Annotated in this window: 25 protein-coding genes and 1 pseudogene; 20 read left to right on the top strand and 6 right to left on the bottom strand. The window is 36.3% G+C overall.

Annotated elements, in window-relative coordinates; all coding sequences use genetic code 11:
* Positions 1-82 precede the first annotated feature (82 nt).
* Complete coding sequence (locus tag CVD27_RS04095; RefSeq protein WP_101646606.1) at positions 83-1,180, top strand: GerAB/ArcD/ProY family transporter; 1,098 nt, start codon at positions 83-85, stop codon at positions 1,178-1,180.
* A 29-nt stretch (positions 1,181-1,209) separates the two neighbouring features.
* Here the strand turns inward: CVD27_RS04095 and CVD27_RS04100 are convergent, their stop codons facing one another.
* Entirely contained in the window at positions 1,210-1,773 is a 564-nt protein-coding gene (locus CVD27_RS04100) for a DUF421 domain-containing protein (protein WP_101646607.1), read from the bottom strand.
* A 307-nt stretch (positions 1,774-2,080) separates the two neighbouring features.
* Between CVD27_RS04100 and CVD27_RS04105 the strand changes: the two genes are divergently transcribed.
* From CVD27_RS04105 to CVD27_RS04110, 3 genes are all read left to right on the top strand, one after another.
* The gene (locus CVD27_RS04105) at positions 2,081-2,251 is read left to right on the top strand and encodes a Fur-regulated basic protein FbpA (protein WP_101646608.1); all 171 of its coding nucleotides are present in this window, start codon (positions 2,081-2,083) and stop codon (positions 2,249-2,251) included.
* Between the two features lie 102 nt (positions 2,252-2,353).
* Positions 2,354-2,485, top strand: a complete 132-nt coding sequence (locus CVD27_RS28625; RefSeq protein WP_257984257.1) for a hypothetical protein — start codon at positions 2,354-2,356, stop codon at positions 2,483-2,485.
* 275 nt (positions 2,486-2,760) lie between these two features.
* On the top strand, positions 2,761-3,003 hold the full coding sequence (locus tag CVD27_RS04110; protein ID WP_101646609.1) for a hypothetical protein: 243 nt from the start codon (positions 2,761-2,763) through the stop codon (positions 3,001-3,003).
* A gap of 93 nt (positions 3,004-3,096) precedes the next feature.
* Here CVD27_RS04110 and CVD27_RS04115 read toward each other — a convergent pair whose 3' ends face one another.
* Positions 3,097-4,071, bottom strand: coding sequence for a DUF3231 family protein (locus CVD27_RS04115; protein ID WP_101646610.1), 975 nt, complete (start codon positions 4,069-4,071; stop codon positions 3,097-3,099).
* Positions 4,072-4,336: 265 nt separating this feature from the next.
* Complete coding sequence (locus CVD27_RS04120) at positions 4,337-4,852, bottom strand: DoxX family protein (RefSeq protein WP_101646611.1); 516 nt, start codon at positions 4,850-4,852, stop codon at positions 4,337-4,339.
* Positions 4,853-5,234: 382 nt separating this feature from the next.
* On the opposite strand from CVD27_RS04120, the gene CVD27_RS04125 reads away from it, so the two are divergent.
* From CVD27_RS04125 to CVD27_RS04145, 5 genes are all read left to right on the top strand, one after another.
* Complete coding sequence (locus CVD27_RS04125) at positions 5,235-6,143, top strand: YIEGIA family protein (protein WP_101646612.1); 909 nt, start codon at positions 5,235-5,237, stop codon at positions 6,141-6,143.
* Between the two features lie 2 nt (positions 6,144-6,145).
* Complete coding sequence (locus CVD27_RS04130) at positions 6,146-6,352, top strand: capping complex subunit for YIEGIA (protein WP_101646613.1); 207 nt, start codon at positions 6,146-6,148, stop codon at positions 6,350-6,352.
* Between the two features lie 63 nt (positions 6,353-6,415).
* Entirely contained in the window at positions 6,416-6,712 is a 297-nt protein-coding gene (locus CVD27_RS04135; RefSeq protein WP_101646614.1) for an antibiotic biosynthesis monooxygenase family protein, read from the top strand.
* Between the two features lie 82 nt (positions 6,713-6,794).
* The gene (locus CVD27_RS04140) at positions 6,795-7,511 is read left to right on the top strand and encodes an SAM-dependent methyltransferase (protein WP_101646615.1); all 717 of its coding nucleotides are present in this window, start codon (positions 6,795-6,797) and stop codon (positions 7,509-7,511) included.
* A 10-nt stretch (positions 7,512-7,521) separates the two neighbouring features.
* On the top strand, positions 7,522-7,989 hold the full coding sequence (locus CVD27_RS04145) for a DUF523 domain-containing protein (protein WP_101646663.1): 468 nt from the start codon (positions 7,522-7,524) through the stop codon (positions 7,987-7,989).
* A gap of 69 nt (positions 7,990-8,058) precedes the next feature.
* On the opposite strand, the gene CVD27_RS04150 is transcribed toward CVD27_RS04145, so the two are convergent.
* Entirely contained in the window at positions 8,059-8,460 is a 402-nt protein-coding gene (locus tag CVD27_RS04150) for a GNAT family N-acetyltransferase (RefSeq protein ID WP_101646616.1), read from the bottom strand.
* A 118-nt stretch (positions 8,461-8,578) separates the two neighbouring features.
* Here CVD27_RS04150 and pdxR point away from each other — a divergent pair, with 118 nt between their 5' ends.
* Positions 8,579-9,991 carry a MocR-like pyridoxine biosynthesis transcription factor PdxR gene (gene pdxR, locus CVD27_RS04155; RefSeq protein ID WP_101646617.1) on the top strand — a complete coding sequence of 471 codons (1,413 nt, stop codon included), beginning with the start codon at positions 8,579-8,581 and terminating at the stop codon, positions 9,989-9,991.
* A gap of 16 nt (positions 9,992-10,007) precedes the next feature.
* On the opposite strand, the gene CVD27_RS04160 is transcribed toward pdxR, so the two are convergent.
* Both CVD27_RS04160 and CVD27_RS27900 read right to left on the bottom strand, forming a co-directional pair.
* On the bottom strand, positions 10,008-10,709 hold the full coding sequence (locus tag CVD27_RS04160; protein ID WP_101646618.1) for a polysaccharide deacetylase family protein: 702 nt from the start codon (positions 10,707-10,709) through the stop codon (positions 10,008-10,010).
* 3 nt (positions 10,710-10,712) lie between these two features.
* On the bottom strand, positions 10,713-10,886 hold the full coding sequence (locus CVD27_RS27900; protein WP_180960141.1) for a hypothetical protein: 174 nt from the start codon (positions 10,884-10,886) through the stop codon (positions 10,713-10,715).
* Between the two features lie 142 nt (positions 10,887-11,028).
* Between CVD27_RS27900 and CVD27_RS04165 the strand changes: the two genes are divergently transcribed.
* From CVD27_RS04165 to CVD27_RS04210, 10 genes and pseudogenes are all read left to right on the top strand, one after another.
* Entirely contained in the window at positions 11,029-11,502 is a 474-nt protein-coding gene (locus CVD27_RS04165; protein WP_101646619.1) for a hypothetical protein, read from the top strand.
* Positions 11,499-11,747: pseudogene (locus tag CVD27_RS04170) on the top strand (DUF4440 domain-containing protein); the annotation flags it as partial. The gene CVD27_RS04165 and the pseudogene CVD27_RS04170, both read left to right, overlap by 4 nt.
* Positions 11,748-11,996: 249 nt before the next feature.
* Positions 11,997-14,405: a nitrite reductase large subunit NirB gene (nirB, locus tag CVD27_RS04175; protein ID WP_101646620.1), complete on the top strand. Its 2,409-nt coding sequence runs from the start codon at positions 11,997-11,999 to the stop codon at positions 14,403-14,405.
* An 18-nt stretch (positions 14,406-14,423) separates the two neighbouring features.
* On the top strand, positions 14,424-14,750 hold the full coding sequence (gene nirD / locus CVD27_RS04180; protein ID WP_101646621.1) for a nitrite reductase small subunit NirD: 327 nt from the start codon (positions 14,424-14,426) through the stop codon (positions 14,748-14,750).
* Positions 14,751-14,921: 171 nt separating this feature from the next.
* A complete protein-coding gene (gene cobA, locus CVD27_RS04185; RefSeq protein WP_101646622.1) occupies positions 14,922-15,710 on the top strand; it encodes a uroporphyrinogen-III C-methyltransferase in 789 nt (262 codons plus the stop codon).
* A gap of 176 nt (positions 15,711-15,886) precedes the next feature.
* Positions 15,887-16,327, top strand: coding sequence for a DUF1801 domain-containing protein (locus CVD27_RS04190; protein WP_101646623.1), 441 nt, complete (start codon positions 15,887-15,889; stop codon positions 16,325-16,327).
* A gap of 318 nt (positions 16,328-16,645) precedes the next feature.
* Positions 16,646-16,834 (top strand): hypothetical protein, encoded by a 189-nt coding sequence (locus CVD27_RS27725; RefSeq protein ID WP_142384073.1) that lies wholly within the window; start codon positions 16,646-16,648, stop codon positions 16,832-16,834.
* Positions 16,831-17,163, top strand: a complete 333-nt coding sequence (locus tag CVD27_RS04200) for a PTS lactose/cellobiose transporter subunit IIA (protein ID WP_101646625.1) — start codon at positions 16,831-16,833, stop codon at positions 17,161-17,163. The genes CVD27_RS27725 and CVD27_RS04200 overlap by 4 nt, the downstream gene beginning before the upstream one ends.
* A gap of 249 nt (positions 17,164-17,412) precedes the next feature.
* Positions 17,413-17,781: a Gp49 family protein gene (locus tag CVD27_RS04205; RefSeq protein ID WP_180960142.1), complete on the top strand. Its 369-nt coding sequence runs from the start codon at positions 17,413-17,415 to the stop codon at positions 17,779-17,781.
* Between the two features lie 144 nt (positions 17,782-17,925).
* On the top strand, positions 17,926-19,080 hold the full coding sequence (locus tag CVD27_RS04210) for a serine hydrolase domain-containing protein (RefSeq protein ID WP_101646627.1): 1,155 nt from the start codon (positions 17,926-17,928) through the stop codon (positions 19,078-19,080).
* The last annotated feature ends 35 nt before the right edge of the window (positions 19,081-19,115 follow it).

Genomic DNA, 19,115 nt, shown 5'->3' on the forward strand with positions numbered 1-19,115 from the left:
TTTAAGTCATCATACTGGAGATAATAAGGAAGTTGTTATGACTTAGGTTAGTCCGTCAGTTTTTTTAAAAAGGAAGTTTATAATGGAAAATATAAAAATAAATTCATATCAACTATTTGTCTTAATCGTATTATTCGAGATGGGTAGTGCCATACTTTTTGCTCCAGGTTCACAAGCGAAACAGGACGCTTGGATTAGTATTTTACTTGGGTTAGCAGGCGGACTAATCCTTTTTTTGGTATACTATCGACTCCATAAATTCTTTCCAACGATGCCACTGACAAGTTATGTTCAAAAACTAGCAGGAAAATGGGTTGGAACATTTATTGGATTTTTATATGTTGTTTATTTTATTTATCAGGCCACAAGGATTTTGCGTGATTTTGGAGAGTTATTAGTAACATCTATTTATATGAATACTCCATTATTTATTATCAACGCATTAATGTTACTAACAATCATTTATGGCATTCAAAAGGGCCTGGAAGTCATTGCAAGAGTTTCTGAGTTGTTTTTTCTTTTTATCTATTTGTTTGCATCAATGGGTTTTTTAGTGATTATGTTTTCTGGTTTAATCCATTTAGAGAATCTTCAACCCATCCTTGAAAATGGGATTACTCCTGCAATAAAAGCATTTATGCAAACCACTCTTTATTTCCCATTTGGAGAAATGATAGTTTTCACGATGATTTTACCGTCTTCCAATAATCAAGAAAAAGTAAAATTCGTCTGTCTTGGCGGGATGCTATTAGCAGGAATAAATATAGCGATTACCTCTTTGATTAATCTTTCTGTTCTTGGAGTAGATTTATTCACACGCTCTAATTTCCCGCTTTTAACAACCATTAGTAAAATCCATTTTACAAATTTTTTAGAAAGATTGGATGTAATATACATTCTTTATGTCATCATAGGGGGATATTTTAAAATTACAATCTTTTTTTATTCTGCAGTATTAGGGGCTGCTGATATTTTTAAAGTTGAAGATCACCGTAAACTGGTGTTTCCGGTAGGAGTGATCATATTATTTGGTTCTATTACCATTGCAGCTAATTATTCCGAACATATAAGTGAAGGAATAAAGTATATCCCGTTAATTTTACATTTACCATTTCAAGTTATTATTCCGATTGCTCTCCTAATTTTAGGTTTTTTTCGATATAGAAACAAAAATCATTAAAAATGGAGGAATATTTATCCTCCATTTTTTTAAATACCTGGAACTTTATTAAATAAATTATCTGATTCATTTTTATTTTTGGTAAGTGTATTTCCATTCTTATTTTCATTTAAAATTTCTAGTATCTTCTCCTGAGTAAGAGGTTGAGCATGTTCCATCAGCTCAAAACCTAATCCGCCATCCGATTCAATGGTAGCGGTTTTTAGATTAGATATATAAGAGATGCCTTTTTGCCGGAGTTTCATTTCTAGCTGTTCGGTTGTCAAACGTAATTTTTTTAAATTACCTTCGACAATGCTGCCATTTCGGACTACAACGGTTGCATTCCCTATTAAATATCGTTGGATTTTTTTAAATTTCAGTTGAAGAAATTGAATGGAAATTAAATAAATGATGAAGCAGGTCAATATAATAATGATTTGCCAAAATTTATGTTCTTTTATAGTAGCGTGTCCCATCGTGGTTCCGATGGCTAAAACAATAATAACCTCAGAATAAGTTGTTTTAGCCATTGATTTTTTTCCAGCAATCCTAAGTAATAGGGTACTTATAAAAAGTAAACCTAATGCTTCTCCTAGAAATGTAATATTCATCTATTCACCCCATTTGGTGTTATTATTTCCAGTTTTAATTGACGTTATTTCGAAAATAAACCAGTAATGTTTTTTCATAATAAACAGTCAGATAACGTTTGTTAAAAGAAGATAACAATTCGTTTAAAAGTCAGTAAAGAACCGTTAAATCGACAAATTCTTAAAAATGTTCCTTTATAATGGCATTTATGGGAAGGGAGTTGAGGAATTTTCATGATAATTAAATACTGATGATGATGTAAATAAGCCAAGGATTCCAAAGACCTCTTACTTCTAAAACAAGTCGTCCACAGGAGGTTTCTTTCAATTGGAAAATTTACTTCGTAAAGCAGTCCAGACTAAAAGACAATTCCTCATTAATAAGCTCATTCAATCAGGGATATATAAGAAAAATAATAAGCAGGTTTTGAGTTTAAATCACCCTAGGTACTCCAAAAAGTATTTATACAACAATAGCTTAAAACTAATAAATTTGTAAACAGAATGTAATAGTAAAATATTTTTTCCAGTAAAAACCACAAGACATTTGTAAACGCTTCCATTATAATAAAAGTAACCAATAGGAGAGGGGATACAAACGATGGAACTTTTAATTAAACAATGTGAACATAACCAGTCCGAAGAACCATGTGAAAAATGTACTCCGAAAACTGAAAAGGAAGAAACCATTAATATCTCAGATTATGATTATCATAAAAGACTATGGTTTTAATTTAATGAAAAAGTTTGTTTGTATCTAAATAATAGATTCATTTGTTATATTAATACTTTTGTGCTTTCAGCTTAAATTTTTTACGGAATGGTCTGCTGGCCGTTCCTTTTTTTTTAACACTAGAATTATGTCATTTTGAAAAATCAGCATGTATTAACAACAATATAAAATTGAGAGTTTTAATTTTTTTGAAAGTAGTACAGGCTCTCACCCTTTACACTATTAGGACTTGCTACATAATCTATTGTAAGCTCTCATGAAGGGGGGAAGTTTAAATGGATTATAATAGCGCATTACGTCTTGAAGGAAAAATGATTAAATTTAAAAATAAACAAGGCAATTGGTCAATTGGAAGAGTTCTAAGAGTTAAAAAGAATGGATTAGAAATTGAAGAATTACAATCATTGGAAAGTAGTACTGGATATGGATTTGGATTTTGGGGACCAAGACCATTTTGGGGACCTCCTTGTTTCTTTCCGTTTATTGGGATTGAAATTATCCCATTTTTCTTTTGGTGAGATAAGGATAAAAAAGATTAAACCCTATTGAAATATCATTAAAAAGAGGATCCACTAATAAGCTGGTCCTCTTTTCACTTAAGATACTTGTAGTCATATTTCATTTTTAGGCGGGCTCTCAATCCAGCCTCGTTTGATTAACAGATCCATTCCGTCCTCACCATAAAGTATTGCTTCCCCAATTATTTTTATGAATTTAAAAGCTAAATCTTTCCGAAAAACCGCTGCTAAATCACTGCCATAGATTCCAATTGCCCCAGAACCCATTTGAGCAACATGTACAAGGATTAGCTTTTCTGAATATGGAGATATCGTTGAATCCATTACCTCATTGTGAAGAGGAAGTGGAGGCTCCAAGTTTTCATTTATTAATACTTGATGCATATCCCCAATAATTTTGTTCGCATTTTTAATGCCGCGTTCTAAAAATTTTTTAATCTCCTGATCTTTGGTCACTTTGCTCAACCCAATTAATAATGTCTTACTTATTTCATTTCGATACGCAGTTCCATGTACTCTAAGAATTTCTTCTGCATTTAAAGGGCGTTTAATCCCAGCCCAATTACCAAGGTAATTATTATGTTTAATAAATTCTATCTTTTTGGGGATAGGAAGTTCCGGAGGCTGTGGAAATAAATTCTTGTTTTTTAGTATCTCTGTACTTTTATTATATAAGTTCTTGTAATCCTCAAAAGCCTCATACCATATCTTTAATAGTTCTTTATTCTCTGTCTGTTCAATTGCCTGAGGTAATGTTCTGAAACCAAGCTTAGACATTTCATTTATGTAATAAAGATAATAATTATCAGTAAATAAAGCAGGGGCTTGTTGATTTACATGATCTTGAACAGCAAATCCTTTTGGGATGGGATGTTGTACCTCCTCGTAAAATTCAGCAATTTTCTGCACATACTTTATACTTATTTCTAAACCTAAGGAAAGGGCGGACTTTATTTCTTCATCCTTACATGTCTGAATCATTGGAATTTTAATTGGTATTAATAAATTCTCAATCATATACACTTTCCAAAGATTAGCTAAATCACTGACTGAAAGCTTATTTTTCATGTGATTCAATTCTCCTTTAAGGCGGACCTTCTAATTAGATCACTGTTATATATATTTTTTCTAAGGACCTTAATTCTATTCTAGTTTATTAAATCTTGCTGTTTGAAAAAAAGGTAGAAAATGGTATAATTTTTGCTGATTTTGTTTAATCATGAGGTGTGCGTAAGCTGTTAATAGAGAAATTAAAGGGCGTTTTATCAAAATCAGTATGTAAATAAAAAAAGCAATGCAGATTATTGATTGCATTGCCTTTTTTGCTTTTATTTTATGCACTGGCTTTATGTTTTACATTACCAGTTTCTTTTTTAGCCATTTTTCTGATGAAAGGTACTACCCAACGGTCTAAACCAATTCTCCCAGCGTTGTAGCCAGCAGTTAGGATTATAAAGCCAAGGAAGATGTCTCTTGGGTTATGAGATACTGTACCTGCTAGGAAGAAAGAGAAATTCATTACTAAACCAAAGAACATTGCAGTTGTTGTTAAGCAGCCAAGTATTAAACCTAAACCAATTAAAGTTTCGCCCCAAGGTACAAGAACGTTAAAAACATCAACATTGGGCAATGCAATATGCTTCAGGAAGTCCACATACCAGCCAAATACGACTGCGCCATCTGGCCCTTTTACTGGATTTGCAATAGCTCCTTTTAAGAAACCAGAAGCGTCAAATCCTCCTGTTAATTTGTGAAAACCTGCTGTGAACCAAGAATAGCCAAGATATAATCTTAAAACAGTTAGGATAACTGCTGCCGTTTTATTCTCTCTTAAGAATTTGTTAAACATAAATGATTCCGCCCTTCTTTTATTTTTTGTTCTTTATGGTTATAATATATACCTTTTAGAAGTAAATAACATGGCTATAGTAATAAGTTCACAGTTTGTTAGAAATGTTTTGACAGAAATTTGAATTAGAATGGAACTGAGTACAAAAGCACAGGCCACACTCATTTAGAGTGCAGCCTGTGCTTTTTAACCGTCTAATTCTATAAACTCCAGAGGATTATTTCAATGTGTGCTTTTTCATTTTTACTAACAACCAATAATCACTCTTTTTTTAGATTATACATAAATCAGATTGATTTTTTACAAAAATCTCCACCTATTTATAAATATTTTTCAAGCTTCTCCTAACAATAGTAAAAAAGGAAAATTGGGGGAATGTGCAATGGGAGGTCCATTAGCAAGGGATCAGGTTATTTTAATTTTAACCGCACTGATCATTGGGACAATCGCACGTATTATTACAATAAAAGAAGATTTCAGACAGTATCCTAGCTATCCTAATGGCTACCTAATTCATATGCTATTAGGGTTTGTTGCGGCAGCGTTGGGGGCGGTAGCGATTCCTGCATTAATGACGAAAAACTTCATAGCGGTTACGTTCTTAACATTAGCTATCCAGCAATTTCGCGATGTCAGAAAATCTGAACGGGACAGCTTAAAGGATTTAGAAAACACGGAATTTGCGTATCGTGGTGAGGCCTATATTGATGGAATATCGAAAACATTTGAGTCGAGAAATTATTTTTCTTTAATCGTAGCATTAGGTACGGGCATTACGATCCAGATTGTTAACAGTAAATCCGACTTAATTAATATCATATCTGGGGCCATAGTGGGTTTTATTCTTATTTATCTTTTGAAACGTTTTTCGAAAGGAAAAACGATTGGTGATATTGCTGAAGTGAAAGAAGGGAAAATTGAAGTTAAAAACCATGAGCTGTTTGTAGATGGTATTTATGTCTCAAATCTTCTTGGAACGGAAAATGCTTCGAAATTGTTTCAAGAGGAAGGGATGGCTGCAGTGATTTATCCGAAGAAGGAACATACACGGGTTACCTTAGAGAATTTTGGACAAAGGCAAGCTGCCTTGTTTGAAGCGACGAAAACCTTAGGCGTGAAGCGCTACCATTTTACTCGCAGGGATTTTAACGATGGACGTGTGGTCATTACTTTAGTGCCAATCATTCGGGACATAGATGGGTTAATAGAAGTAGTAAAGAAAACCCCTCTGCTTGAGAGCAGCAAGAAGAGTCCGTCTGTAATGAAAACAAATATGGTCGGGAGGGAGTAACTTTGGGACGTGAAGCAGGTACAAAAGTGAATTATGATGTTCTCGCTCTTGTAACATTAAATAAGGACCGAATCTTGGGCGGAAAGCAGTTGACGTTGCTTGCCAACGATGTAGAAGAGCAAAAAACGATGACGGCTGATATTGCCAAAGCGCTGAAAGCGGATGTGGTAAAGATGACTTCCGGGGATTATTTGGTTATAAGAGGATAATATGGAACTAAGCCTTTGCCTTTGCTAATATAAGGTAAAGGTTTTTTGGGGGAAGAGATTAGTATGATTTTAGAAGCAGCCATGCTACAAGTTACGAAGGGACGAGAAGAAGAATTTGAGAAAGCATTTCGTCAGGCATCGGTCATTATTTCTTCTATGCAAGGTTACATCACTCACGAATTACAGCGTTGTTTAGAAGTGGAGGGAAAATATTTACTACTTGTAAGGTGGGAAACATTAGAACATCATACAATAGGATTTAGAGGGTCTAACGAATATCAAGAATGGAAAAAGCTATTGCATCATTTTTATGACCCATTTCCTGTCGTTGAACATTTCGAGAAAATACAACTTTTATAGAAGCATAGTTTAAAAATGATGGTTATTATTTCCAACTCTTTATGTTAAAATCAATTTAATTCTTTTATAGAGGTGAGTTTAGTTGAGTAGAGCCGAGCAGAGTATTAAATTGAATTTGGAACGAATCGTTTTTATCGGACGGACATTTGAAGAGTATGTAAACATGTTCTCCCTTTCAGTTGATGAACTAAAAGGGAAGAAAGTCCTTGATTGTCCCTCAGGGGCTTGTTCTTTTACAGCGGTTGGCAACCAAATAGGGTTAGATGTAACAGCGTGTGACATCGCTTATTATCATTCGACTGAGGACTTAAAAAATAAAGGTCTTCAAGACATTGAACACACGATGGAGCAAATGGAAAAATCGAAGGGGAATTTTATTTGGAATTACTTCGAAAATATTGAAGAGCTCAGGAACCATCGTTTAACTGCTTTAACTGATTGTACCAGCCATATGAAGGACTCAAGTGATAGATATGTTCCAGTAACACTACCTACTTTGCCTTTTAAGGATGAAGAATTTGACGTCATTCTATCAGCCCATTTTCTTTTTATGTATGCCGACCGCCTAGATTTCGGATTTCATATTAAAACGTTAGATGAGTTATTAAGAGTCAGTAAAAACGAAATTAGGATTTTTCCTTTAGTCGATTTAGAGGGAAAGCGATATAAATATTTAGATGATGTAATAAACTATCTCGCTAATCAAGGCTGCTTTGTTAAAGAGGTTAAAGTACCCTATGAATTTCAAATGAATGCAAACTTAATGTTACAAATTAAGAAGGCGATCAATGTTAGCTAGAGGTGATTGGATGATTTTAGTAAGCTCCTGTTTAGCCGGATTAAATGTAAGATACAATGGAACTCATTGTCTAGATGATAAAATACGTGAATTAATAGAAACAAAACAAGCGGTGACGGTTTGTCCTGAAATCCTAGGTGGTTTATCAACACCACGAGAACCGGCAGAGATTATAGGGGGGAATGGGGGAGATGTGCTCGACGGTAAAGCAAAAGTGGTTGATCAATCTGGTAATGATGTCACTGAACCATTTGTAAAAGGAGCTTATACTGCACTAAGAACAGCCCTGGAATTAGATGCAAAAGTGGTTGTGTTAAAGGAAAATAGCCCCTCCTGTGGTAGTTCAATGATTTATAATGGGGAATTTACAGGAACCAAGATGATTGGAGAGGGAGTAACTGCCTCTTTATTTAGAAGATATGGAATAAAAGTAATTTCAGAAGAAAATCTAGCTGATTTCTTAGATAAGATAAAATAACGGATTCGTCGCTTCGAATTAAATACGCAGTGTTTATGTATTACGGCCAAAACACTGCGTAGAGCTTTCCTATTTCTTCCGAGGAATGATATACCCATTATTGACTGTATCAAACCCAATATGCGGATAGTATTCCATCGCAATTGGCGAGGCTAACAACAATAATGTTACTTCTTCACCAATTTGCTCTTGAACCAATCGAATTAATTCCCTGCCAATTCCTCGTTTTTGATAGTCGTTATCAACCGCTAAATCAGACAAATAACAGCAGTAGCTGAAATCCGTAATGGCTCGAGCAACTCCGACTAGTTTTTCATTTTCCCAAGCAGTAACAAGAATATCTGCATTCTCAATCATTTTTTGCAAACGATTTAAATCCTCGTAAGGTCTTCTAAGTCCTGACATTCTAAATACAGCTGATAATTCTTCCGGATTTATCTTTGCATCCAGTTTAAAGTATATATTTTCCATTTTATTCCTCACCCCTTCATTCTTTCTACGTCTGATTATAAATAATAGCTGATATGCCTAAAAGGGTCAGTTATAATATATTTAACCATGCCAGTTTTTTAAAAAGAGGGGACCTAAAATGATGGAGATTACTCTAGTTTTAGAGAATGAAAGTAAAGAACCACTATACTTGCAGCTCTATAAATATTTTAAACAAGAGATACAAAGTGGAAGAATTGAAACAGGGGTCATGCTGCCTTCCAAAAGAAAACTATCTCTCCATCTTGGGGTCAGCCAAAATACTGTCGAAACCGCATACCAACAATTATTGGCCGAAGGATATGTAGACAGTAGGCCGAGAAAAGGGATTTTTGTAAAAGAAATACATAGTGATCTCATTTTGACCTCTAATGAAATCTTAACTCCTACTAAGAGGATTCCAAAACGAGATAGTGACATCTGTCTTGTTGATTTTAGCCATGGAAAAATTGCTCTTGACCATTTTCCTTTTACCCATTGGAGAAGGTTAACCATTCAAAGTCTATTTGAAGATGAAAGTTCTTTTTTCTTAAACGGAGAATATCAGGGTGAATATCATCTTCGAGAAGAAATTGCCAGATACTTATACCAATCAAGGGGAGTGAGGTGTTCCACTGAACAAGTTATTATAGGGGCAGGTACTCAATATTTAATTGGATTTTTAACTATGATCATTGGGCGAGAAGCCATTTTTTCCATGGAGGACCCTGGTTACCATCGAACAAGGGAGGCTTTTAAAGATCAAGGAGTGAACTTAATCCCTATTTCTCTTGATGATGAAGGAATGAATATGAAACAGTTATACGCGAGTAACGCTCAAATAACCTATGTCACTCCATCACATCAATTTCCAATGGGGATGGTCATGCCCATTACAAGAAGACTCGAGTTATTAAAATGGGCAGGAGAAGAAGAGAATCGGTTTATTATTGAAGATGATTATGATGGGGAATTTCGCTATAAGGGGAAACCGATTCCTTCCCTTCAAGGACTAGATCCTAACGGAAAGGTGATTTACTTAGGGACCTTTTCCAAATCATTGATCCCCTCCATACGAATTAACTATATCGTTTTGCCCAAAATTTTACTTGCAAAATATAACGAACATTTTACCCTTTATAAGCAGACCGTTTCCCGTCTGCACCAGCATACTTTATGGTTATTTATGAGGGAGGGCCATTGGGAAAGGCATCTCAATAAAATGCGAACGGTTTATCGGAAACGGCAACAATCATTAATTAGTTCTATCAAGAAAAATATGGGTGATCAAGTCACCATTATTGGCGATGATTCCGGATTGCACATATTATTACGCGTTTATAATGCCATGTCAGAAAAAGAATTAATAGCAAAAGCCCAAAAATATCAAGTCAAAGTTTATCCTACTTCCGTTTATTTCGAGGATTCCTGCTCCAACCATGTACCGATGATCTTATTAGGATTCGGCGGGCTGACAGAGAGTGAAATCGATCAAGGTATTCTATTATTGAAAAAGGCTTGGAACTTATCATAGTTTCCAAGCCTTGCTTTTATTTCATTTCCTGAAGTTCATTTACCGTAATAAATTGGTATCCTTCTTTTGACAGAGATTGTAAGATCCCTTTGATAGTTTTTAATTCTTCACCCGTTTGGTCATACATAGGGTGGATCAAAATGATGGAACCAGACTTTACATTTTTTTTAACATATTTCACTTTGTCCTCTGCTCTGGAATAGTAGCTATCTGGTTCTATATTCCAAGTAATCGTATCCCGATGATGCTTGGATAAGTAATAAGGGAGTCCTACAAGCTTCTTTCCATTCGGCGGCCGAAAATCTATCTGACCTTGGTAGCCAGCTTTTCGAATCTGTTTATCTGTCTTTTCTATTTCTTCTTTAATGTAAGCTGGAGATTTGAAAATCATTCGTTGGTGGGAATAAGTATGGTTTCCAATTTGGTGCCCTGCACTTGCAATCATTTTTGCTTCATCAGGATATTTATCTATTTCATTTCCGATAAGAAAAAAGGTCGCTTTTGCCTGGTACTCCTTTAATAAGGGGAGAATTTTTTCTACATTTTTTGTTGGCCCATCATCGAAGGTCAGAGCGACTACTTTTTGGTTGGTTTTTACCTGATCTGTGAGTCCGCCAAACACCTGGAATGTTCTTGAGTTCATTAATTTATATGCACTAAGTAGTAGTAGGAAAACAAATAGAATGGCCGTTCCAATTATTATTATTCTCTTTTTCATTATTTAGCCTTTCTTATAATGATTTAGGAAAGTAATCCTGAACCTCACTGGATCATACTTCTGTTTCATTAGGATACCAGAAATAGGTGAAACATCAAAATGTACATCCTGCAGATAGGCCACTGGTTCTTCGGTATAAAATATCACATGATAATAAAGAATAAACGTTTTTCTCATTTTATCAACTCTATTTTTATAGACGAATGATTAGGCTTCAAGTTCCAATAAATTTTGGAATTCATGAACTTAAAGGTCTTTTTGGGGAATAAATAATTTCTATAAATTGGATACTAATACAAAAAAAGTCGGAGGTTTCTACGTGGATAAAAGGAAGGCATTATCATTTTGTACATTAGTGATTCCTTGGTTAACAGCCCCGTTAATTGGAATAAACTCTTTAATACGCTATCTGCCTGTCGCAACGTTTATAGGCTATTTCTTTGGTTTTTTTAGCGAATTAGCCGACAATAAGAAATGGTGGAAGGTGAAAAATGCGTTATTTCCAAGGTTCCGTTTAGATGTATCTTATTTACTTGGGTTATATTTTATAGTGACTATTTGGGCTTTTAAATTAACGTTTGGCAACTTTTTTAAATACCTATCACTAAATATTGTTATTGATTATATTTTTTCCTTTCCCATTATTAAATTCTTTACGAAAGTTGGAGTATTTGAATTTAAGAAAATGCGGCCAAAACATTTTTTTATCATGTCAGTTTTTATTGCCATTGTCATTTACTTTTATCAATCCATGGTGGAAAAGGTTATTGTTAAGGAAAGTAAAGTATCATAAAAAAAGCCTTCATTGCTATTGCAAAATATTTTAATAACAGTATCATAACAACTCAAGGGGAAATGGTCATCTTAGAAACAGGGAACTCGGCTTTAGTACTTTCTCAAACACTTCTCTCTGCAGATAAAAAGGATTCCGAATATTCAATGGATCGAAGGGCCACTTATGTATTTGAGAAAAATCAACATGGAGAGTGGCAGTGTGCAATTGATAATTCGTACGGAACGGATTTAATTGATAAATAGGTTTTTGGATAAAATGGAATATATCTAGCATGCTGTTAAGACAAGGCATGCTATTTTTTTATTCAAAAAATCAGTTAATTTTAAGATAGAATTGTAATCGTTACCATCCTTGAAGTCACACGAATTTCCTGTATCTTTAAAGGTTTATAGGGATGAAATAGTGTGTTAGATAACCTTCCAAACTCATGTTATTAAAGCTCCCATCATGATATAAAATACACATGCAACAGTTTAGGGAGGGAATTACACTTGATCAAACAAAAACTAATACTTGTAGGAAATGGAATGGCTGGGGTTCGTGCCATTGAAGAAGTGCTGAAACTTAACCGGGAAGATTTTGAAATTACGATTTTTGGAAGTGAACCATATCCAAACTATAACCGAATTCAGTTATCAACGGTCTTACAAGGAGGTACTTCTGTTAAGGATATCACATTAAATGACAGTCAGTGGTATGAGGACAACGGAATCACTCTTTTTACCGGAGAAACGGTTGTTTCCATTGATAAGGAAAGACAAGTAGTTACGACTGATAAAGGAAGAATCGAACCGTATGACAAATTGATCATTGCAACCGGGTCGAATCCGTTTATGCTGCCGTTACCAGGGGCAGATAAAGAAGGCGTGACGGCTTTCCGGAATATCAAAGACTGCGAAAAAATGATTGAATATTCAAAACAATATAAAAAGGCAGCCGTAATCGGAGGTGGATTACTGGGTCTGGAAGCCGCACGCGGATTATTAAATCTGGGAATGGAAGTAGATGTTATTCACATCTTTGACTTCTTAATGGAACGACAACTAGACCGTACCGCAGGGAAACTTTTACAAAAGGAATTAGAAAAACAAGGAATGAATTTCCTTTTACAGAAAAATACAGCTGAAATACTCGGTAAGAAACATGTTACGGGGCTTAAATTTAAAGACGGAACAAAGATTGACGCCGATTTAGTGGTCATGGCCGTTGGGATCAAACCAAATATAGAATTAGCACAAAAAGCAGGTATTCCAGTTAATCGCGGAATCATCGTGAATGATTATTTAGAAACAGATGTACCTAATATCTATGCTCTCGGAGAATGCGCAGAACATCGCGGTATTGCCTATGGATTAGTTGCACCACTATATCAGCAAGCTCAAGTATTAGCTAAGCATATTTGCGGTTTGGAGGATACTGGTTATCACGGCTCGGTGCTTTCCACACAGTTAAAAGTGTCGGGTGTTGATGTTTTTTCATCTGGAAAAATCAATGAAGATCCTGATACAAAAGTTTACAAACTATACGACGACTGGAGCAGAACTTATAAAAAGGTTCTGATTGAAGACGGAAAAATCGTTGGTGCTGTCCTGTTTGGAGACACAAAGGATGGGAATCAACTCCTAAGTTTAATTAAAAAGGGCGCTAGCATCGAAGAGTATTTAGAGTCTTCAAAAAGTAAATCTGAAGAGGTTAGCCTTGTAGCTGAGATGGCAGACGAAGAAATTATTTGCGGCTGTAATGGAGTCAGCAAAGGAACCATTGTTGAGGCGATCCGAACTCAGGGTCTAACTTCTGTGGACCAGGTAAAAGGATGTACCAATGCTTCCCGATCATGCGGCGGTTGTAAATCCTTGGTGGCCGATTTGTTAGCTTGTACCCTTGGTGATCAATTTAAAGCTGATGAAAAAGAAGCGATTTGCAGCTGTACGACCTTATCACGCGATGAAATTGTCGAGGAAATTCGCTCTAAGCGGTTAACACATATCCGTGAAGTCATGAATGTATTAGGCTGGAAAACAGAGGGATGTTCAAAATGTAAGCCGGCTCTAAATTATTACCTAGGGATGATTAATCCATTAGAATACCAGGATGAGAAAGAAGCTCGCTTCGTCAATGAAAGGCTTCATGCCAACATTCAAAAGGATGGGACCTATTCCGTTGTACCGAGAATGTATGGCGGTGTGACCACTTCTGACGACCTTCGTAAGATTGCTGATGTAGCAGATAAATATCAAGTCGGAACCATTAAGGTCACTGGCGGTCAGCGAATTGATTTACTCGGGGTGAAGAAAGAGGATTTACCTAAGATTTGGGCTGAGCTCGATATGCCATCTGGTTCTGCTTATGCGAAAGGCTTGCGAACGGTAAAAACTTGTGTAGGTGAAAGCTACTGCCGATTTGGTACACAAGATTCGATTGGATTAGGTATACGATTGGAGAAGAAATTTGAAGGATTAAATACTCCTCATAAAATTAAATTGGCTGTATCCGCTTGTCCGAGAAACTGTGCCGAAAGCGGTATTAAAGACGTAGGTGTAGTAGGTACTGATGGGGCTTGGGAAATGTATGTCGGCGGAAACGGCGGTACACATCTTCGTGCAGGGGATTTGTTATTCAAATTCAAAACAGATGATGAGCTTGTTGAAATGATTGGTGCGTTTCTCCAGTATTATCGTGAGACGGCGAACTATTTAGAAAGAACTTCTGCATGGGTGGATCGTCTTGGCCTTGAGCATATTAGGGATGTTCTCTCAGACAGGGAAACTGTAAAAATGTTAAATTTCCGAATGGATGAGGCACTTTCCATCGTTCAAGATCCTTGGAAGGAAGCAATAGAAAATAAATCTCTTCTAAGAGATTTATACGAGACAGTTAAAATACCAACTGGAATGAAATAGAAGGGGAGGCTTTTGTTCATGGAAAACACTATTAAACGCGTTTTTATAGGGACTAAAGAGGATATGCCTAGAAAACTAGGAAAAACAACAGTCATTGGGAATACGGAAATTGCTGTTTTTAGATTAGAGAACGGGAATATCCGTGCGATTGAGAACAGGTGCCCGCATAAAGGCGGAGTCTTAGCGGAGGGTATTGTAAGTGGAGAGTTTGTATTTTGCCCGATGCATGATTGGAAAATTTGTATCACGGATGGAAAGGTTCAAGCACCAGATATAGGATGTGTAAAGTCATTCCCAGTAGAGGTAATTGAAGACCAGGTGTTTATTTTAGTCGATGGAGAGTAAGCCTGTCAGATAGGTTTTAGAGGTTACTCTCGTATCATGAGGGATTTCTCTCGGATAAGCAGGGTTTACTCTCGGATAGCGGGGAATTTCTCTCGGATAGCGGGGAATTTCTCTCGGATAATAGGAGATTACTCTCGGCATAAAGAATTTACTAGCTTAGGAGGCGGTGATATGGGGAAGGCTTATATCGTTGGAGCCGGTCCAGGTGATCCGGAATTAATCACTGTAAAAGCATTAAAATGCATCCGGATGGCAGATGTCATTCTATATGATCGTCTCGTCAATCGTGATTTGCTGAGGGAAGCAAAACCAGATTGTCAGATTATCTTTTGTGGAAAAAAGCCGACACATCATACAATGAAACAGGAAATCATTAATGATTTGCTTGTTCAATTTACAAGCCAGGGAAAAACAGTCGTTCGATTAAAAGGCGGAGACCCATTTGTGTTTGGCCGAGGCGGGGAAGAAGCCGAAGAATTAGCGAAACACGGGCTCTCGTTTGAAGTGGTTCCCGGAATAACTTCAGGAATAGCAGCCCCAGCATATGCGGGGATTCCGATTACACATCGGGAATATGGTAATTCGTTTGCTGTGGTGACAGGTCATTGTTCAAAAGGAAAACCGACGGATATTGATTGGGCTAGTTTGGCAAAGGCTGTTGACACGATTGCCATTTATATGGGTATCGGTAACCTTTCTTTTCTTTCTCAGCAATTGATAAACCATGGAAAAAATGGAGATACACCTGTGGCCGTGATTGAACAAGGTACAAGAATCGAGCAGCGAACAGTCACTGGTACATTAAATACGATTACTAGTGTTGTTGAACGTGAAGGAGTGCAAAACCCGGCCATGATTGTGGTTGGCGAGGTAGTTCGTTTCCGTGAAAGATTACTTGAGTTACAGGGGATTGAAAAAAATACAAATGTTGTTGCCGAAAAAAAAGTCATTGTCATGTAAACAAGGAGGAAACCAATCTGGTTTCCTTCTATTTTTTATATTTGGAAAAGGATAACCTTTCAAATACAAACCAAAGATATCATCCTAAAAAGGTAAAAAATGTTTAATGTGGAATAATATATAAGATTAAACACACTTAAAAGAACTATCTAATGATAAATGAAGGAGGTTTTATTATGTACGAACTAAAAACAAAAGAGACGGATCACAGTGTGATTGAATTTATCGAAAACGTAGATCATCCAAAAAAGCGTGAAGATGCTTACCAGCTATTGGATATCTTCACAGAAACAACAGGGTTTCAAGCAAAAATGTGGGGTCCTAGTATTATTGGTTTTGGCTCCTATCATTATAGATATGCTTCAGGACACGAAGGCGATGCCCCGCTTGTTGGCTACTCTCCCAGAAAAGCAAAAATCAGCCTTTATTTTGCACCGGGTGACACAAAACGCGAAGAACTATTAAAGAACTTTGGTAAGCATACAACCGGTAAGGGATGCGTTTATATCAATAAGATAGCTGATATAGATGTTGCAGTATTAAAGGAGTTAATCAAAGAGTCCATTATCTTTTTAAAGAAAACTTACCCGAATCATAAAAAAATTTCAAAAAACTGAAATCCTTTTTAAGTTCATTTCGTCTAAAAGATAAACAGGGGAGAAAGAAATGGGAATACAAATTCCCACTTCATTTAAAGGTTTTCTTGTTTGGAGGAACCATTTTATTTATGCTGCGAAGTTTCACCCTGTATTCCCAATCTTAATGTCCGTAAGCACCATATTAATTTTTAGCCTATTCATGTATAAAATGATCATGTTCAAAAGTAAACATAAAACGAACCAGCAGTGATGCAGGTTTTTTGTTATTCCTTTTTCTTAAAAAGTTTGTATTAAAAATAGGTATAAGAAATATATTTTAATGCAGCAATGCTTTAATTGCTGTTTTTCCTTGTCCAATTACTATGGATTAACTTAGTGGTTGCTTTTGCCATTTGCTATCTATTCTTTAGAATGCGGGATAAACAAAACTTATCGGCAGAAAAAGGATCGATTAATAAAAAAAGAATACAGGAGCTTGCCACCTGGCAGTCTCTTGCCATTGTCCAAGGAGATGAACAAGGATGACGAAAGAGGAGTTGTATAATCTATCCTTTCAATTAATTTTGCACAGTGGAAATGCCAGGAGCCTTGCGATGGAGGCGTTGTATGCTGCGAAAGATAAAGATTTTACTGAAGCGATTGAGAAGCTGGCTGAGGCTGATAGTGAATCTGTCCAAGCCCATCTGGTTCAAAGCCAATTAATTCAAGAGGAGGCAGGAGGAGAACAGATCGATGTGCCGATTATTCTCGTTCATGCCCAAGATCATTTGATGACTACCTTGACACTAAAGGATTTAGTTCAGGAAATGATTGAATTCCGTCAAGAGTTAAACAAGGGGGATACAGAACAGTAAAAAAATTCAATTAAAATAGCCACCGTATGCGGTGGATCGAGTTATACGCTATGCACTCGATCGGGTAAGGAAACCGAGATGTTAACAATCATTTCCTTGCCAACTGGGGTAACCCTATTACAAAAAGCTTATTTGAAATATATAATAAGGTGAAAATCAGATTAAAATTCCATGAAAGTGTCATTTATTCCATCCTTGCTTACTACTTATATAATGACTTGTTTGCACCAATTTAAAGGGGTGGATAAAATGGTGATTGAAAGTTTTTGTCCTAAATGCGGGGAGATTAATTTAGTACAAGAGACTGGTGAAAAACTGCTAATAGTAAAATGTAAAAACAACCATTATTATGATCACATTGTTATCCCATATTTCAGGACAGCTGAGCTCAAGGATGATAAACGAAAAAAACTCGAGGAGATGATTGTCGAGAAGAAGTTTCATCGCATGAGCGAAAAGTCCACCATTTGTCTGCTCATTTTTGAAAACGGATATGAAGTAGAAGGACGTTCAACGGTCAGAGATCAAGCTGATTTTCGTATGGTAATTGGTAAGGATAAAGCTTATGAACAGGCATTAAAAAAGGCAATGGTCGCATTAGGAGCCTTTTTAGTATAGTTTCCAATATAAAAATACTACTTTATTAGAAATGCTGCCGAACGGCAGCTTTTTTCAGTGGAAGCTATTTAATAAAACTATTAATTTCATAACATTTAAGTTACTATTAAAATAAAAGAAAACGTTAACAAAAGGAGAGGTAGTATGAAATCGATCCAACATTTAAAACCCCTATTAAATAGTTTTGTTGAAAAGGCGCCGGCGGGTTGTGCATGTGCTGTCTACCATCAAAACGAACGAGTTTTTGAAGACTATGTTGGTTATGCGGATCTAGAAACGAAGAAACCAATTACCCCAGATACCATTTACCGAATTTATTCCATGTCAAAAGTGGTCACTTGTGTTGCTGCTCTCATGTTATTTGAACGGGGATTATTTTTATTAGAGGATCCTCTAGAAGAATACCTGCCTGAGTTTAAAAATCCCCAGGTGTATCGTGAAAGCCTGAATGAAGAGATTTCCATCACACCTGCCGCAAACTCAATTCGAGTGAAAGACCTGTTTACAATGACTTCAGGGTTAACCTATGAAGGAGAAGGTAGTGAAACCGAACGGCAGGTCAAGAAGATGATGAGAACGTTACATAGAGAGGGTACCTTTAGTGTTCGAACATTCTCTAAAGAACTAGCCAAGGTTCCATTGGCATTTGACCCAGGTACAGAGTGGCGCTATGGATTAAGTCATGATGTTCTAGGTGCTTTAATTGAAGAAGTTTCAGGCAAATCCTTTGGACAATTTTTACAGGAGGAAATTTTCCAACCATTATCTATGGATGACACATTTTTTAAGATTCCTGATGATAAAAAGGAGCGTTTGTGCAGTTTGTACGATTGGAAGGAGACTGGCATTTTAGAGAAGAATATTAAAATGGATAAAGAATATCAACCCGGCAGCATGTTTGAAAGCGGTGGTGGAGGTCTTTTATCTACTTTGAATGATTATAGCCGTTTTGCCCGAATGCTGGCAAATGGAGGTACTCTTGACGGTGAACGTATTATAGGAAGAAAAACAATCGATTTATTATCCATGAATCAGCTGCAGCAGGAGCAGGTTCCTACTTTTAATTGGGAACATCTAAAGGGCTACGGTTACGGTCTAGGTGTAAGGGTTATGACGAACCCTGCGCTTGCAGGAAGTAATAGCTCTGTTGGTGAATTTGGATGGTCAGGACTAGCTGGAACATGGGTGATGGTTGATCCAAAAGAGCAGCTCTCTGCCGTATACATGCAGCAGTTGTTCCCGCATTTTGAGACCTATACACAGCCAAGGCTCCGCTCCGTCATTTATGGCGCTTTATAAAATCGAATAAACCCTTTACATTATCTGGGAATAAC

Source organism: Neobacillus cucumis (genome assembly GCF_002860255.1).
Lineage (GTDB): Bacteria > Bacillota > Bacilli > Bacillales > Cytobacillaceae > Neobacillus > Neobacillus cucumis_A.